This is a genomic window from Trinickia terrae (genome assembly GCF_005144415.1).
GTDB classification, from domain to species: domain Bacteria; phylum Pseudomonadota; class Gammaproteobacteria; order Burkholderiales; family Burkholderiaceae; genus Trinickia_A; species Trinickia_A terrae.
In genome coordinates this window covers 76,000-90,663 of record NZ_SWJE01000016.1, presented here as the reverse complement: position 1 = coordinate 90,663, position 14,664 = coordinate 76,000, and the positions used below count along the sequence as shown (strand labels likewise).

The window sequence follows — 14,664 nt, the reverse complement described above, 5'->3', positions numbered from 1 at the left end:
TGCGCTTCAATGACGGGTCTAGTTTTAAGACTGTCATGCGGCGACTCGTAGCGTTTTGCTCCAATCCAGTTTAGAACCTGTCCCCACCTGCCTAGGCCCTCCGGGCCGACTCGTACCAGGCTTCGCGGCGTGCCCTCCCGGCGTTCCGCACCCGATACAGCTTCTAACGAAAGCTCGCCTTCATTGTCGCGGGCTGCCCCCGTTTTTCGATTTGCTCGCGGCGCGTAAAGCTCGCTGAATCCGACGACTTGGGTAATGCCGATTGGCGCCGACGTTCCTATCCCTGTTTCAAGGATTCTCATGACTTCGAGCAATACCTCCAGCCCGTTGAACACCCTTGCCGATCAGGTCTTCGGTCTGGATGCCCAAGCCACGCAAGCCCCTGCCGCCGATACCGCTGCGCCCGCCGGACCGACGTTCGCGTCGCTCGGCCTCTCGCCGGAAATCTGCTCTGCGTTGACCGCCGCCGGCTACGCCGCGCCGACGCCTGTCCAGCAGCGCGCGATTCCCGCCGGCATCGCCGGCCGCGACCTTCTCGTTTCGAGCCCGACGGGCTCCGGCAAGACCGCAGCCTTCATGCTGCCCGCGATCGAGCGTTTCGCGCAGATGCAAAAGGCGCAGGCCTCGCAGCCGCGTGAACCGCGCGAGCCCCAAGGCGAGCGCCGTGCGCGCCGCCCTCAGCCGGTCGCGCGCCCGGGCCTCCTCGTCCTCACGCCGACCCGCGAGCTCGCGATGCAGGTGACGACGGCCGCCTCCACCTACGGCAAGCACCTGAGCCGCCTGCGCACGGTCAGCATCCTCGGCGGCGTGGCCTACGGCCAGCAGCTGATGCTGCTTGCCAAGAACCCCGAAATTCTCGTCGCGACGCCGGGGCGTCTGCTCGACCACCTCGAGCGCGGCCGCATCGACCTGTCGCAGCTGCAGATGCTCGTGCTCGACGAAGCCGACCGCATGCTCGACATGGGCTTCATCGACGACATCGAGACGATCGTCGCCGCGACGCCCGCCACGCGCCAGACGATGCTGTTCTCCGCGACGCTCGACGGCAAGATCGGCTCGCTCACGAACCGCCTGCTGAAGGACCCCGAGCGCATCGAGATCCAGCAGCGCCTGGAGGCGCGCACGAACATCGCGCAGACCGTGCACTACGTCGACGACCGCGACCACAAGGACCGCCTGCTCGACCACCTGCTGCGCGACGCTGGCCTCGACCAGGCGATCGTGTTCACGGCGACCAAGAGCGATGCCGACCAGCTCGCCGGCAAGCTCGCCGACGCGGGCTTCGAATCGGCCGCGCTGCACGGCGACCTGCCGCAAGGCGCGCGCAACCGCACGATCCGCGCGCTGCGCGAGCGCCGCGTGCGCGTGCTCGTGGCGACCGACGTCGCCGCGCGCGGCATCGACATTCCCGGCATCACGCACGTCTTCAACTACGACCTGCCGAAGTTCGCCGAGGACTACGTGCACCGCATCGGCCGCACCGGCCGCGCGGGACGCTCGGGCATCGCCGTGAGCCTCGTGCATCACGCCGAGCAAGGTGCGTTGAAGCGCATCGAGCGCTTCGTGCGCTCGCCGCTGCCGGTCAACGTGATCGAAGGCTTCGAGCCGCGCAAGGCGCCGCCCGCGAATGGCCGCGGCGGTTTCGGTGGCGGCCGCGGCCGTCCGGCCAGCGGCAGCGGCCGGCGCTTCGGTGGCAACGGCGGCAGTAATGGCGGCGGCAAGCCGGGCAACGGCGGCTCGCGCAGCGGCAGCGGCAACGGCTGGAGCGGCAAGCCGTCGGGCGGCTCGCGCGAAGGCGGCTATGGCGGCTCGCGCGACGGCTACGGCGCACGCCGCAGCGACAGCCCGCGCGGTGCACGCCGCGGCAGCTGATCGAGCCAGCCCGCAGCGCGAATCGATAAGGCGTTCGTCTCGTCGATTCGGCTCTGTCTGAGGAAAACCGGTGTTCGCGCACCGGTTTTTTTTCGTCCAGCCCGATATTTCACGATATGAAAAATTTTTTTGCGTCGTAAAAAATCATGTTGCGTGGCACAACCACCCTCATTGCAAGATAGAAAACACCGTTTCTCATTGCGAAATCATCTAATTAACACATTGATTTTAATCACATAAAAATATCGGACAAAGTCTAGCTCACCACTATGTCGTCTCCTCGGCTTTCCCTAGACTCTTATATAAGACCTCACGAAACAAAGCGCTCTCCGCCACGTTTCGCTGCAAGTAGCTTTCCGACGATTCACATCCAGGGCAAACCAAGGAGCTCACCATGTCACGTCAACAACAAGCACAGCAACTTCATCAGCAATGGGAAACCGATCCGCGCTGGAAGGGGATCAAGCGCGGCTACACCGCCGACGACGTGGTGCGCCTGCGCGGCTCGCTGCAAGTCGAGCACACGATCGCCAAGCATGGCGCCGAAAAGCTCTGGGCCTCGGTCAACAGCGAGCCGTTCGTCAACGCACTCGGCGCGCTGACCGGCAACCAGGCGATGCAGCAGGTGAAGGCCGGCCTGAAGGCGATCTACCTGTCGGGCTGGCAGGTGGCGGGTGACGCGAACGTCGCCGGCGAAATGTACCCGGACCAGTCGCTGTATCCGGCGAACTCGGTGCCGCTCGTCGTGAAGCGCATCAACAACACGCTGACGCGCGCCGACCAGATCCAGTGGTCCGAAGGCAAGAACCCCGGCGACGAAGGCTATGTCGACTTCTTCGCGCCGATCGTGGCCGATGCCGAAGCCGGCTTCGGTGGCGTGCTCAACGCGTTCGAGCTGATGAAGGCGATGATCGAAGCCGGCGCATCGGGCGTGCACTTCGAAGACCAGCTCGCCTCGGTGAAGAAGTGCGGCCACATGGGCGGCAAGGTGCTGGTGCCGACGCGCGAGAACGTCGCCAAGCTGACCGCCGCGCGCCTCGCCGCCGACGTGATGGGCGTGCCGACCGTGCTGATCGCCCGCACCGACGCCGAAGCGGCCGACCTCGTCACCTCCGATATCGACGACAACGACAAGCCGTTCCTGACCGGCGAGCGCACGGTCGAAGGCTTCTTCCGCACGAAGCCGGGCCTCGAGCAGGCGGTGTCGCGAGGCCTGGCCTACGCCCCGTACGCGGACCTGATCTGGTGCGAAACCGGTAAGCCGGATCTCGAGTACGCGAAGAAATTCGCCGAGGCAATCCACAAGCAGTTCCCGGGCAAGCTGCTCTCGTACAACTGCTCGCCGTCGTTCAACTGGAAGAAGAACCTCGACGACGCGACGATCGCCAAGTTCCAGAAGGAGCTCGGCGCGATGGGCTACAAGTTCCAGTTCATCACGCTGGCCGGCTTCCACGCGCTGAACTACTCGATGTTCAACCTCGCGCACGGCTACGCCCGCTCGCAGATGAGCGCCTTCGTCGAACTGCAGCAGGCGGAATTCGCAGCGGCCGAAAAGGGCTTCACAGCCGTGAAGCACCAGCGCGAAGTCGGCACGGGCTACTTCGACGCGGTGACGCAGACGGTCGAGCGCGAAGCCTCGACGACCGCACTGCACGGCTCGACCGAAGACGAGCAGTTCTTCGACAGCAAGAAGGTCGCGTAACGGCAGAAGCTCGCACGTGGGCGGCGGCCGCACCGGCAGTGGGGAGGAGAAAAAGGAACGCGCCGGCTCACCAGCCGGCGCGCTTCTTTTCGATCCGGCTGTTCCCTTGTCAGCGATACACGATCACCGGGATTTTTGTATGGGTCAGCACGCGCTGCGTCTCACTGCCGATCAACAGGCTGCCGAGCCCGCGCCGTCCGTGCGACGCCATGAAGATCACGTCGCAACCGCCCTGCTCCGCCGCCTCGATGATCCCGAGGTAAGGCGACGGATGCACGCTCGTCTGGCTGTCACAGTTCACCCCGGCGCGGCGCGCCGCCTCCTCGACGTCCTGCAGGTGCTCGCGCGCTTCGCGCTCGCTGCGCTCCTGGAAATCGGCAGGCGGCTCGATCACGACCTCGGAAAACGGCGAGTACGGATATTGCGGCAGACACGCATAGGCGGTGATTCGCGCGCCGACTGTCTGCGCGAGGTCGATCGCGCCGTCGATGGCCTTTTGCGACAGTTCGGAACCATCGGTCGGGACCAGGATGTGCTTGAACATGGCGCTCTCCGTCGTCGGCTGTCCTCGCTATCGGCTCGCGCGGTTGCGCCCGCGGTCATACGCGCGTTCGCGCAGCCCTCCCAACCGATTGTAGTGCGCCGAATCTCGCCTCAATGCCGGTTTGCGGGTCAGTCCGCATATCGGAAACCCGTGGCCTCTCAAGAAACCGCCGGGCCGCCCCCAAGGTTTCTTGCCCCCCTTGGGGGGCCTGGCGCGCAGCGGCAGGTTTGGGGGCGCTCTGAACGCCCTCACGCGTCATTTCCAGTAGGCAGGCTGCTCGTACGTATGTTTGAGGAAATCGAGGAAGAGCCGCACCCTGAGCGGCAGATGGCGGCGCTGTGGAAACACCGCGTGGATGCCTATCGGCGGCGCGGCGAACGCATCGAGCACGCTGACGAGCCGCCCGGCCGCGATATCGGCGCCGACTTCCCACCACGAGCGCCAGGCAAGGCCGTGTCCTTCGAGACACCATTCGTGGAGCACCGCGCCGTCGGAGCACTCCATCGTGCCCGACACCTTGATCGAGACGACCTTGCCGTCCTGCTGGAACATCCAGCCGCGCTGCTGGTTGGCGCTCGCGCCGAGCGCGAGGCAGTTGTGCCGCGCGAGATCGGCGAGCGTCTCGGGCGTGCCGCGGCGAGTGAGGTACTGCGGCGATGCCACGCAGACGCGGCGGTTTTCACCGAGCCGCAGCGACACCAGCGACGAATCCGGCAACTCGCCGAGCCGCACCGCGCAGTCGAAGCCCTCGTTGACGAGATCGACCATCCGGTCGGACAAATCGAGCGTGATCGACACATCCGGATGCGCGAGCGCGAACGCCGGCACGAGCGGCGCGACGTGCTTGCGCCCGAACCCGGCCGGCGCCGACACGCGCAGATGGCCGCTCGCCTTCACGCCACCCGCCGACACGCTCGCCTCGGCGTTCTGCATGTCGTGGATGATGCGCTGGCAGTCTTCGAGGAACGCCGAGCCTTCGAAGGTCAGCGTGAGCTTGCGCGTGGTGCGCACGAAGAGCTTGACGCCGAGCCGCTCCTCGAGCGCGTCGAGCCGACGGCCGATGATCGCGGGCGCCACGCCTTCGGCCTGCGCGGCGGCGGAAAGACTACCCTTGGCGGCAACGGCAACGAAGGTTTCGATCTGCTTGAAACGAGGCATGGGCGGAGGCTGCGGCGGCCGAAAAAAGGGTTGCATAACAATGCCGACGGCCAGATTAGGTTGGTAAAAGTAAAAGATCAAGTGATCGTTCCGCTCTTTTTAAGCGAAGGCGATCACTAATACAATTCATCTCGACCTCTGACAGGAGCGCACGGCTATGTCGGCCACAACGACACTCTTCCCCAAAGCAGTGATTTTCGACGCCTACGGCACGCTGTTCGACGTGCATTCGGTCGTCGCTGCGGCGGAGCAGATGTTTCCCGGCCACGGCGACGCGCTCTCGCAGCTCTGGCGGCAAAAGCAAATCGAATACACGCAGTTGCGCACGCTGTCCGATCCGGCCGGCGCGCGCTACCAGCCGTTCTGGAACATCACGCTCGACGCGCTGCGCTACGCCGCGCGCAAGCTCGGGCTCACGCTGAACACCGCGGGCGAGAAGCGCCTGATGGACGAATACGCGTGCCTGTCCGCGTATCCCGATGCCGTGCCTGCGTTGCGCCGACTGCGCGAGATGCGCTCCGGCGCCTCTGGACACCTCCGGCTCGCGATCCTGTCCAACGGCAATCCGCAGATGCTCGACATCGCCGTGAAGAGCGCCGGCATGACGGGGCTCTTCGATCGCGTGCTGTCGGTCGACGCAGTGCGCGCCTACAAGCCGGCCCCGGCCGCATACGCGCTCGGCACCGAGGCATTCGGCGCGACAGCGCGCGAAATTGTCTTCGTGTCGTCGAACGGCTGGGACGCCGCCGGCGCGGGCTGGTTCGGCTACACGACTTTCTGGATCAATCGCGCGGGCGCGCCCGCCGAGGAACTGGGCGTGATCCCCCACGGCACGGGCGGCGGCATGGCCGACCTGCTCGAATTCATCGAAAACCTTGCACCGCCCGACAAGCGTCCCGATCGCAGCCGCCACAGCCCTGGCAGTTGAGTGATCGAAGACTCGAAGCGAGCCTTATACGCAATTTTTATCAGTACTTTGCCATCTGACCGACCAAGGAGAATCCCATGGCCAACACGCTGTCGTTGCCGCAAGGCATGGAAATCACCGGTGCGATCCTGCCGGGCTTTGAAACGATCCTGACGCGCGAGGCGCTCGAACTCGTCGCCAAGCTGCACCGCGCGTTCGAGCCGCGCCGCCAGGATCTGCTGAAGGTGCGCGCCGAGCGCACCAAGCGGCTGGATGCCGGCGAGCGTCCCGATTTCCTCAAGGAGACGCAGGCGATCCGCGACGGAGACTGGAAGATCGCGCCGCTGCCGAAGGATCTCGAATGCCGCCGCGTGGAAATCACGGGCCCGGTCGAGCGCAAGATGATCATCAACGCGCTGAACTCGGGTGCGGATTCCTACATGACCGACTTCGAGGATTCGAACACGCCGAACTGGGACAACCAGATCACCGGCCAGCTGAACCTCAAGGACGCCGTGCGCCGCACGATCTCGCTCGAGCAGAACGGCAAGTCGTACCAGCTCAACGACAAGATCGCCACGCTGATCGTGCGTCCGCGCGGCTGGCACCTCGACGAGAAGCACGTGACGGTCGACGGCCAGCGCGTGTCGGGCGGCATCTTCGACTTCGCCCTCTTCCTCTTCCACAACGCGAAGGAACAGCTCGCGCGCGGCACCGGGCCGTACTTCTATCTGCCGAAGATGGAAAGCCACGTCGAGGCGCGCCTGTGGAACGACACCTTCGTGATGGCGCAGGAAGCAATCGGCGTCCCGCGCGGCACGATCCGCGCGACGGTGCTGATCGAGACGATCGTCGCCGCGTTCGAGATGGACGAGATCCTGTACGAGCTGCGCGAGCACAGCTCGGGCCTCAACGCGGGCCGCTGGGACTACATCTTCTCGGCGATCAAGAAGTTCAAGAACGACAAGGACTTCTGCCTCGCCGACCGCTCGCAGATCACGATGACGGTGCCGTTCATGCGCGCCTATGCGCTCTTGCTCCTGAAGACCTGCCACAAGCGCAATGCGCCGGCGATCGGCGGCATGAGCGCGCTGATTCCGATCAAGAGCGACGAGCAGGCCAACGAAAAGGCGATGGCCGGCGTGCGCTCCGACAAGGCGCGCGATGCGGGCGACGGCTACGACGGCGGCTGGGTCGCGCACCCGGGCCTCGTGCCGATCGCAATGGAAGAGTTCGTCAAAGTGCTCGGCGACAAGCCGAACCAGATCGGCAAGCAGCGCGACGACGTGCAGCCGGCGGCCAAGGACCTGCTCGACTTCCGCCCGGAAGCGCCGATCACCGAGGCAGGCCTGCGCAACAACATCAACGTCGGGATTCACTACCTCGGCTCATGGCTCGCGGGCAATGGCTGCGTGCCGATCCATAACCTGATGGAAGACGCGGCCACGGCGGAAATCTCGCGCTCGCAAGTGTGGCAGTGGATCCGCTCGCCGAAGGGCACGCTCGCGGACGGCCGCAAGGTCACCGCCGAGCTCGTGAGCGAGCTGACCAAGCTGGAGCTGGAAAACGTGAAAAAGGCCGTCGGCGGCGATACCACGCCGTATGAGCGCGCGGCGGTGATCTTCGAGAAGATGTCGACGTCGGAACACTTCACGGAATTCCTGACGTTGCCGCTCTACGAGGAAATCTGATCGCGGGCCGGGGCGCGGGTTTTCGAGCGTCCCGCCTCGCTTCGCTTGCGCGTCAGGGTGTCTGTATAGGCACGCCGACGTTCAAAGGCGCCGCTCATTCGCGGCGTCTTTTGTTTTTTGCACTAGCTGCCGTATTTGCGTTCTTCGACCGACGCCAACGCGTCGCGCGCGATCCGGTACTCGACCCAATCGCCCGATTCGATGCGCAGCCGGCCGGCGGCCGCTCCGGGCGCGACCGGATAGAACAGACATGCGTATTCGCGGCCATCGACGGCAACCATCGCCTGCCGCGCCCTGAAGAGCCCCTCGACGCCCGGATACACCTCTTCGATCTCGTCGAGCACGGGGACTAGCGCTGAGTCGATCTGATAGACGTCCCCGCGCACCGATGCCGCGACCTCGTAGGGAACCAAGCCAGGATAGTTACCGAAGTCGTAAAGCTGTCCACTCACCGCGGCGGCGCCGATGAAACGCGGCTCGGCGATGCCGTGCCGCGCGGCCGCCCGTCCGATGTCGTTGATCTCGCCCGCGCGCAGCGTGCCGTACACGAAAACGTATTGCATTGCCTGTCGTCCCTCCGTTCAAGTGAGCGGCGCGTCGCTGACCAGCACGCCGTCGATATCCGCATACACCCAATCTCCGGGCCGCACGATCGAGCCCGGCAGCCGCACCGGGACATCGCGCTCGCCGGCGCCGCGCTTCTGGCTGCGCTGCGGATGCGCCGCAAGCGCGCGAATGCCGATGTCGCTCTCGTTCAGCTCCAACGTATCGCGCACGCAACCGTAGACCACGATGCCGGCCCAACCGTTGTTCGCGCCGATCTGCGCGAGGTTGCCGCCGACGAGCGCGCAACGCAGGCTCCCGCCGCCATCGACGACGAGCACGCGCCCCTGCCCCGGCTGCTCGAGCGTCGAGCGCACCAGCGAATTGTCTTCGAACAATTTCAACGTGACCGCCCGGCCGCCGAAAGCCTGTGCGCGGCCGAACGCGTGAAACACCGGGTCGAGCACGCGCAGCGCGCCCGCCGCGATCCGGTCCTCGTGCGCATCGCAAAGATCGGTTGTGGCAAACGTCATCGGCCCCTCCGGTGGAATCGACTGCATCGACCCGCATTATTATGCCCCGGCGCCTCGCCGCCTTGGGCAGATGCCGCGCCGATTTACGCACGAGTCTCGCCTATACGCCGGCTTGCCGCATCGTCGAGGCAATCCACCTACAATAGCCGTGCCAGTAGACGTTCGAACCAGCCCGCAAGGCAACGGCAGCGGGCCTTCATCTTCGTGATCGCGGCGAGTCGTTCGCCGCTCGTCACGGCTTGCGAACCCACTGCCACGACCATGACCCAGCCAGCCATCTCGTCCCCCGCCGCCCCGTCGACACGCGTCCACTTCGCCGACATCCCGCCCGAATTCGCGCCGACGCCCAAGCATCCGATTCGCGTCCGCTCGCGCCCGATGCCGGCCGGCGAGCGCATCGCGCAGCATACGCATGCGTGGGCGCAAGTCGCGTATGCGTCGCGCGGCGTGCTGCGGGTCGGCGTGGCCGACAGCACGTGGATGGTCCCGCCGTCGCGCGCGATCTTCGTGCCGCCGCGCATCCTGCACGAAGTCGTGATCGTCGAGGACGCCTACCTGCGCACGCTCTATATCGACGAATCCGCGGTGCCGCCAGGGTTGGATGCGTGCCGCGTCGTCGAGGTGTCCGGGCTGCTGCGCGAGCTCATCGCATCGATCGATACACCCGAGCTGCCGCCTGCGCGCGAACAGCTCCTCGGTGCGCTCGCGCTCGACGAGTTGACGCGCTCGGTGCCGCTGCCGCTCTCGGTGCCGATGCCTGCGGAGAAGCGTCTGCGCGCGCTGTGTGAGGCGCTGCTGGCCAACCCCGCGAACACCGACCCGCTCGAGCGCTGGGCCTCGAGTGTCGGAGCCAGCACGCGCACGATCGCGCGACTCTTTCGCAACGAACTGGGAATGAGCTTTTCGCAGTGGCGACAGCAGGCGGTGCTAGCGCGCGCGATCCCGCTGCTCCACCAGGGACGGGCGCTATCGCACGTTTCGCAGGAATTGGGCTACCAAAGCCAAAGCGCGTTCTCGGCGATGTTCCGGCGAGCGTTTGGCGAAAGCCCGCGCGCATTCATGATGCGCGGCGCCGAACGCCAGGCAGCCGATCCAACGACCGACGACGCATCAAACACGCCGCACCATGTGCCGGATGGCCCCTAGCTGGGCCAGCCGCGGGCCGGCGACCCGATAGCCCATGCGCAGATACAGCCGCGCGGCCGGATTGTCGACGAACACGCGCAACTGCGACTCGCGCAGGCCCCGAGCTCGCGCCCAGCGATGCGACGTATCGAGCAAGTACGTGCCGGCACCGTGGCGCCGATGCCCTTCGGCAATTTGCACGTCGCGGATATGGAGGGAGTCGCCCTCCTCCGTGATGCGCAACACGCCGATCGGCTCGCCGTTTTCTTCGAGGATGAAGTTTTCCGATTCGCGCCAACTGGCCAGAAACAGGTCGGTACGCCAGATCAGATGATGGCGCTTGTAATAGCCGCCCATGTTGTTGCGTGTGAGCGCCTCGGCGAACTCGAAATCGTCGGACGAGGCTTCACGCAGATGGAACGGACAAGGGACGTCGGTCGGGTCGAGCATCGCTGCGGCAATCGGAAGACGTTATGCCGCCGACGTTAAGGCAGCCCACGCGCGATGGCAAGTGCGGTTTGTCCCCGGAACGATGGGATGTGCGACAGGCGTTTTCGTGCGCTGCCGCAACGCCCTTGGACGACCAGGCAAACGGCACATGAGGCGAAATCGGGATAGAGGCGGTCAGTTGTCTGACCGGGCCCCTCCCACAACCGCCACATCTACGCCGCTTCGCCCTGGTCATGAGAGCTTCGTGGTTCTTTGCCCGCTCGCCCTGCTCGGCAGCGCCTTCCATGCGGTTCTTGTTCATCGGCTCGCGATTTATGCTCCCGCTTCCTCCCCACGCCCGCTCCCCCTCATTCAGTTGCGCTTCACTTCATTCGCCATGATCCGCTTATGCCAGGACCTCCTCCCAAAGGAGTGCGCCCAAGCCGGGCGCATAAAGACGAATGGCCCACGCCAGGCGGGCCACCAGAAACAGAGCGCGCTCATTCCCGTCATGGATTGGACGGCAGGATCAGTAGCGGCGGGTTGGCACCCTCGCGAGAATCAAAAGCGAATACGCTGGAAATGTCTTCTTTGGCGTCGGTGCCTCGCACGCAGAATGAAATCGTCTTTTTACCCTGGGCCTGGGCATCCTTGACAAAATCCGTCACGTCGAACGTACGATAGGCCGGAACGTTGTTCAAATACATCGTGGAAACACGTCCGGAATCGGGACAAAGAGGCGTATTGCTCCAGGTAGCGCTCGCCTCATCCCAGTTATCGTCGGTCTCGAACAGGGCAATGATACGCGCCGAGTTAGTGGAAGCATTGGCGCCATAGAGCTGGACAGCGTATTTCGGGTTGGGCAATGCACGAACGTCCGGCTTGTCAGGCACGGCAAAGCGCAGTAGAGCGATTTCCTGATCGGCATCGCCCCTGTAACGCGCCTTGGCATGGATTTGATGCGCACTGCCGGTATTTTCATTGGGGCGCAAATTGCTCAGCGTGGTATCGGCAAGCGCTTCGCTGTAATCGAAGGGAATTCGCTTGTCGCATGCCCAGCCTTTGTTCAGGCAATACGTCACCATGTACTGCGCAGCATGGTTCTGCCAGCCGTTGACAAAATCGGCGTGAGCCGTGTACAGCGAGCCCCAATTCTCTTGCACCACCTTGCCGTCCACAACGGTCGGGTCCATCGATAGTTGCGCGCCATCCAGGTTCGTTGTCGTTCCAAGGTTATAGGCCAGATTCAGATTCAGTTGGGGAATATGGACGTAGTTGGCAGCGCATTTGCCGGTGCTGTCGCTATACACCGCGTTGCCCTGCCGCCCGGACATGGCGCGTTCGCGCTGAACCTGCAGCGGCTGCTTCCCGAAAATGGGTGAAAGATGCTGGCCGTCCCAGCAATCCGGGAACAGCACCGCAACGTTGAACTGCACGAACCCCTGCTCGTTCGGTGTACACCCGGCGGGAATCGTCTTGCTGTAATTCTGACCAGAGCAAATGAAGGTAATGGGAGCCGACGGCTCAAAGCCGTGATGATTGCCCGCTAGCAATTGCAGACCATCGGGCAGCGGCGAGACGGGATACTTGTCCACACCAATGGCCCTGTAGTACGTCTTCTGGTACATCGGCCGGATGACGCGGCCATCCGCAAGCCGCAGCGAGGGCGCCCAGTACGAAGAAGCGTCCGCATAGTTGTCGCACGTGGTAGCAGGCTGTGCCAACAAACTCTTGCCTGTGGTAAACGCATTTGCCGATTTGTTGCCGAAGAAATCGTGCCACATGGCAATACCCGGCTGACCAGGATACACGATGGCATCATCAGCCAGCGTATGGGAAAGGGGGCATTCCACATTGAATTGGCCGCTCGTGCCTGCCGACGCCGCGCTGGATATGCAGCACACGGCCCAAAACGCCCCGATCCTAATCCATTTCATGATGTTCTCCTTGAGAGCCTATGAAATGCCCTATGTCGTTCTTCGAACGTCACGGGCTGACTTGGGTTGATAAAGCATGCGGCTGTTCGGCATCGCGAAGAAAACGTCGTGCCATTGCCGAACCAAAGCAAAAAGCGCTTGGGTGCGACGCTTGCTCAGCGGGATCTCGCGTGCGCAACAAGGCTGGCGGCAGGATAGGCACGCGCAAAGCTCCCCTAAAGGCCAAGAGAAATGACACACGCACAAGGACCTCGAGCAACCATTGCACACCAATCGCTCTGCCTGAGTGACAAGCTAATCGCTTTGCTTAAGCCAAGCGATGGATTAGCGCGCCAGGCTGGGGATGAATTTGAAGCCGGCGCATGGCAAAACGGCTACTCCAGCAGTGCGAGCCGATCAAGCCGCTCCATGCAAAATTTCCAGCGAAGCCCGAACCGCCGATTCCAAGACGCCTTCGATCCATGCATGTTTCAACGATGTGTGCTCCCCCTGCAAAGAAGACATTGCCCTCCGAAATTCCGGCATAAGGATGCAATTGAGCAATCGGCCCAAATGAAAATACCGCTGCCTCGTCCATTTCAGAGTAATCCTCAATCCAAGCGTGCATTGAAAACGATGTTTTCCATGAGAAACGGGAAAAACGCGCTCGGCAACCGGCCACCCCCATTTTTAATTAAAAACAGATTTCCCTGGAGTTAATATAAAAACCGTCAATAACACAGAGTGTGAATTATCCATTCGATACACCCCCATATCGTCATCCAACCTTTTTGCTCGGTCAGATTAGGCAAAGGAGGGAATTCATTCAAGAAACAGACAATTCATTTCTGTAGACTGATCTTCCTGGTCAAGCAGTCTCTAACGAAAACGAAACAGGGTTGTGCCGTCGCATGATCGGGATAGGGGCAATCAGTTGTCGGACCGATCTCCTCGCACACTGCCCGGCATACTGGTCCGCATCGGACGGTTCGAGCAGTTGAGGCTATGAGAGCCGGGGCGCGCCCATCCAGGAGCCTGTCCGAAACCTTGTGTGTGAGGCATAAACTTGGCGGCCAAGGAGTCGCTCTATGCCACGTAAACGTAAGGAAGAAACGACGGTAGAACCGGGCAAGGGGCTGAATCTGTCCCGGAATTGATCAAGCAGTTGGTCCTCGGAACGCCGGATCGTGCAACGATCAACGAACAACTCGCGGCGCTCAAAAAGGCGAGCTTCGAGTGTGCGCTGGGCGCCGAGCTGACGCATCATCTCGGCTACGAGAAGGGCGAAGCCAAGCCGGAAAGCAGCACGAATCTCACCGCAACGGCACGAGCCACAAGCGCATCACGACGGACGACGACACGTTCGACGTCGATATCCCGCGCGACGGCGAAGGTACGTTCGACCCGGTGCTGATCGCCAAGGGCGAGCGACACTTCACCGGGTTCGACGACAAGCTCATCGCGATGTACGCGCGCGGCATGAGCGTGCGGGAAATTCAGGGTTTCCTGTTGGAGATGTACGGCATCGAGGTGTCGCCAGACTTCATCAGCATGGTGATCGACGCGGTCATCGATCAGATCCGCGTATGGCTCCAGCGGCCGCTGGAGCCGATGTACCCGGTGGTGTTCTTCGACGCGCTGCGGGTCAAGATTCGCGACGAAGGCTTGGTGCGCAACAAGGCGATCTACCTGGCACTGGGCGTGCGCCGCGACGGTACGCGCGGCGTGCAAGACATCCTGATTGCCGTGGTCGACAGGCTAAAAGGCTTCCCGGAAGCGATCAACGCGGTGTTCCCGGAAATGACGGTGCAGAGCTGCATCGTGCATCTGATCCGCAATTCGCTCGAATTCGCGAGTTGGAAGGACCGCAAATCGGTCCCGGCGGCGCGCAAGGAAGTCTATCGGGCGCCGACAGACGAAGCTGCCGCCGTGGCGCTGGACGCGTTCGGTGCCGGCCCGTGGAACACGAAATACCCGCCCATCGCGATACTCTGGCGGCGGGCCTGGGAGCGGGTGATTCCGTTCTTCGCCTTCGCGCCGGATATCAGAAAAATCGCCTATTAAAGAAAAACCCGCTCAAGCTTGCACTTGAACGGGTTTCGTCTTGGCGGAGCGGACGGGACTCGAACCCGCGACCCCCGGCGTGACAGGCCGGTATTCTAACCGACTGAACTACCGCTCCAGTCTTTGCACCATGGCTTGCGAGCGTCGGTCGGCTCTCGCAAGCTGCGTTGCTTCTCTTTC

The 14,664-nt window shown here is 63.3% G+C and carries 12 protein-coding genes, 1 tRNA gene and 1 pseudogene; 6 read left to right on the top strand and 8 right to left on the bottom strand.

Going from position 1 to position 14,664, the window contains the following annotated elements:
• Positions 1-300: 300 nt before the first annotated feature.
• Positions 301-1,872 (top strand): DEAD/DEAH box helicase, encoded by a 1,572-nt coding sequence (locus FAZ69_RS26720; RefSeq protein WP_136898100.1) that lies wholly within the window; start codon positions 301-303, stop codon positions 1,870-1,872.
• 394 nt (positions 1,873-2,266) lie between these two features.
• Positions 2,267-3,574, top strand: coding sequence for an isocitrate lyase (gene aceA / locus FAZ69_RS26715; protein WP_136898099.1), 1,308 nt, complete (start codon positions 2,267-2,269; stop codon positions 3,572-3,574).
• Between the two features lie 109 nt (positions 3,575-3,683).
• On the opposite strand, the gene FAZ69_RS26710 is transcribed toward aceA, so the two are convergent.
• Together FAZ69_RS26710 and FAZ69_RS26705 are read right to left on the bottom strand one after the other, a co-directional pair.
• Entirely contained in the window at positions 3,684-4,118 is a 435-nt protein-coding gene (locus FAZ69_RS26710) for a universal stress protein (RefSeq protein WP_136898098.1), read from the bottom strand.
• A 255-nt stretch (positions 4,119-4,373) separates the two neighbouring features.
• Positions 4,374-5,276 carry a LysR family transcriptional regulator gene (locus FAZ69_RS26705; protein WP_136898097.1) on the bottom strand — a complete coding sequence of 301 codons (903 nt, stop codon included), beginning with the start codon at positions 5,274-5,276 and terminating at the stop codon, positions 4,374-4,376.
• Between the two features lie 157 nt (positions 5,277-5,433).
• Between FAZ69_RS26705 and FAZ69_RS26700 the strand changes: the two genes are divergently transcribed.
• Complete coding sequence (locus FAZ69_RS26700; protein WP_136898096.1) at positions 5,434-6,204, top strand: haloacid dehalogenase type II; 771 nt, start codon at positions 5,434-5,436, stop codon at positions 6,202-6,204.
• Positions 6,205-6,281: 77 nt separating this feature from the next.
• A complete protein-coding gene (gene aceB / locus FAZ69_RS26695; protein ID WP_136898095.1) occupies positions 6,282-7,874 on the top strand; it encodes a malate synthase A in 1,593 nt (530 codons plus the stop codon).
• A 122-nt stretch (positions 7,875-7,996) separates the two neighbouring features.
• Here the strand turns inward: aceB and FAZ69_RS26690 are convergent, their stop codons facing one another.
• Entirely contained in the window at positions 7,997-8,437 is a 441-nt protein-coding gene (locus FAZ69_RS26690; protein WP_136898094.1) for a gamma-glutamylcyclotransferase family protein, read from the bottom strand.
• 18 nt (positions 8,438-8,455) lie between these two features.
• Positions 8,456-8,950 (bottom strand): ribonuclease E activity regulator RraA, encoded by a 495-nt coding sequence (gene rraA, locus FAZ69_RS26685; RefSeq protein WP_136898093.1) that lies wholly within the window; start codon positions 8,948-8,950, stop codon positions 8,456-8,458.
• Between the two features lie 261 nt (positions 8,951-9,211).
• Here rraA and FAZ69_RS26680 point away from each other — a divergent pair, with 261 nt between their 5' ends.
• A complete protein-coding gene (locus FAZ69_RS26680) occupies positions 9,212-10,096 on the top strand; it encodes an AraC family transcriptional regulator (protein WP_136898092.1) in 885 nt (294 codons plus the stop codon).
• On the opposite strand, the gene FAZ69_RS26675 is transcribed toward FAZ69_RS26680, so the two are convergent.
• The 3 genes from FAZ69_RS26675 to FAZ69_RS33620 all read right to left on the bottom strand — a co-directional run bounded on the left by FAZ69_RS26675 (position 10,061) and on the right by FAZ69_RS33620 (position 13,018).
• Positions 10,061-10,525: a GNAT family N-acetyltransferase gene (locus FAZ69_RS26675; RefSeq protein WP_136898091.1), complete on the bottom strand. Its 465-nt coding sequence runs from the start codon at positions 10,523-10,525 to the stop codon at positions 10,061-10,063. The two genes, FAZ69_RS26680 and FAZ69_RS26675, sit on opposite strands and share 36 nt — an antisense overlap.
• Positions 10,526-11,013: 488 nt before the next feature.
• Positions 11,014-12,441, bottom strand: a complete 1,428-nt coding sequence (locus FAZ69_RS26665) for a DUF1996 domain-containing protein (protein ID WP_136898090.1) — start codon at positions 12,439-12,441, stop codon at positions 11,014-11,016.
• 307 nt (positions 12,442-12,748) lie between these two features.
• The gene (locus tag FAZ69_RS33620) at positions 12,749-13,018 is read right to left on the bottom strand and encodes a hypothetical protein (RefSeq protein WP_206171239.1); all 270 of its coding nucleotides are present in this window, start codon (positions 13,016-13,018) and stop codon (positions 12,749-12,751) included.
• Between the two features lie 490 nt (positions 13,019-13,508).
• Here FAZ69_RS33620 and FAZ69_RS26655 point away from each other — a divergent pair.
• Positions 13,509-14,481, top strand: a pseudogene (locus FAZ69_RS26655) (IS256 family transposase); the annotation flags it as partial.
• Positions 14,482-14,525: 44 nt separating this feature from the next.
• Here the strand turns inward: FAZ69_RS26655 and FAZ69_RS26650 are convergent.
• Positions 14,526-14,602 (bottom strand) — tRNA-Asp (locus tag FAZ69_RS26650).
• Positions 14,603-14,664 lie beyond the last annotated feature (62 nt).

Bases quoted from the DNA above. Each gene is read 5' to 3' on its own strand.
- FAZ69_RS26720 (WP_136898100.1), top strand. From the start codon at position 301: ATGACTTCGAGCAATACCTCCAGCCCGTTGAACACCCTTGCCGATCAG.
- FAZ69_RS26710 (WP_136898098.1), bottom strand. From the start codon at position 4,118: ATGTTCAAGCACATCCTGGTCCCGACCGATGGTTCCGAACTGTCGCAA.
- FAZ69_RS33620 (WP_206171239.1), bottom strand. From the start codon at position 13,018: ATGGACGAGGCAGCGGTATTTTCATTTGGGCCGATTGCTCAATTGCAT.
- aceA (WP_136898099.1), top strand. From the start codon at position 2,267: ATGTCACGTCAACAACAAGCACAGCAACTTCATCAGCAATGGGAAACC.
- rraA (WP_136898093.1), bottom strand. From the start codon at position 8,950: ATGACGTTTGCCACAACCGATCTTTGCGATGCGCACGAGGACCGGATC.
- FAZ69_RS26675 (WP_136898091.1), bottom strand. From the start codon at position 10,525: ATGCTCGACCCGACCGACGTCCCTTGTCCGTTCCATCTGCGTGAAGCC.
- FAZ69_RS26700 (WP_136898096.1), top strand. From the start codon at position 5,434: ATGTCGGCCACAACGACACTCTTCCCCAAAGCAGTGATTTTCGACGCC.
- FAZ69_RS26665 (WP_136898090.1), bottom strand. From the start codon at position 12,441: ATGAAATGGATTAGGATCGGGGCGTTTTGGGCCGTGTGCTGCATATCC.
- FAZ69_RS26690 (WP_136898094.1), bottom strand. From the start codon at position 8,437: ATGCAATACGTTTTCGTGTACGGCACGCTGCGCGCGGGCGAGATCAAC.
- FAZ69_RS26680 (WP_136898092.1), top strand. From the start codon at position 9,212: ATGACCCAGCCAGCCATCTCGTCCCCCGCCGCCCCGTCGACACGCGTC.
- FAZ69_RS26705 (WP_136898097.1), bottom strand. From the start codon at position 5,276: ATGCCTCGTTTCAAGCAGATCGAAACCTTCGTTGCCGTTGCCGCCAAG.
- aceB (WP_136898095.1), top strand. From the start codon at position 6,282: ATGGCCAACACGCTGTCGTTGCCGCAAGGCATGGAAATCACCGGTGCG.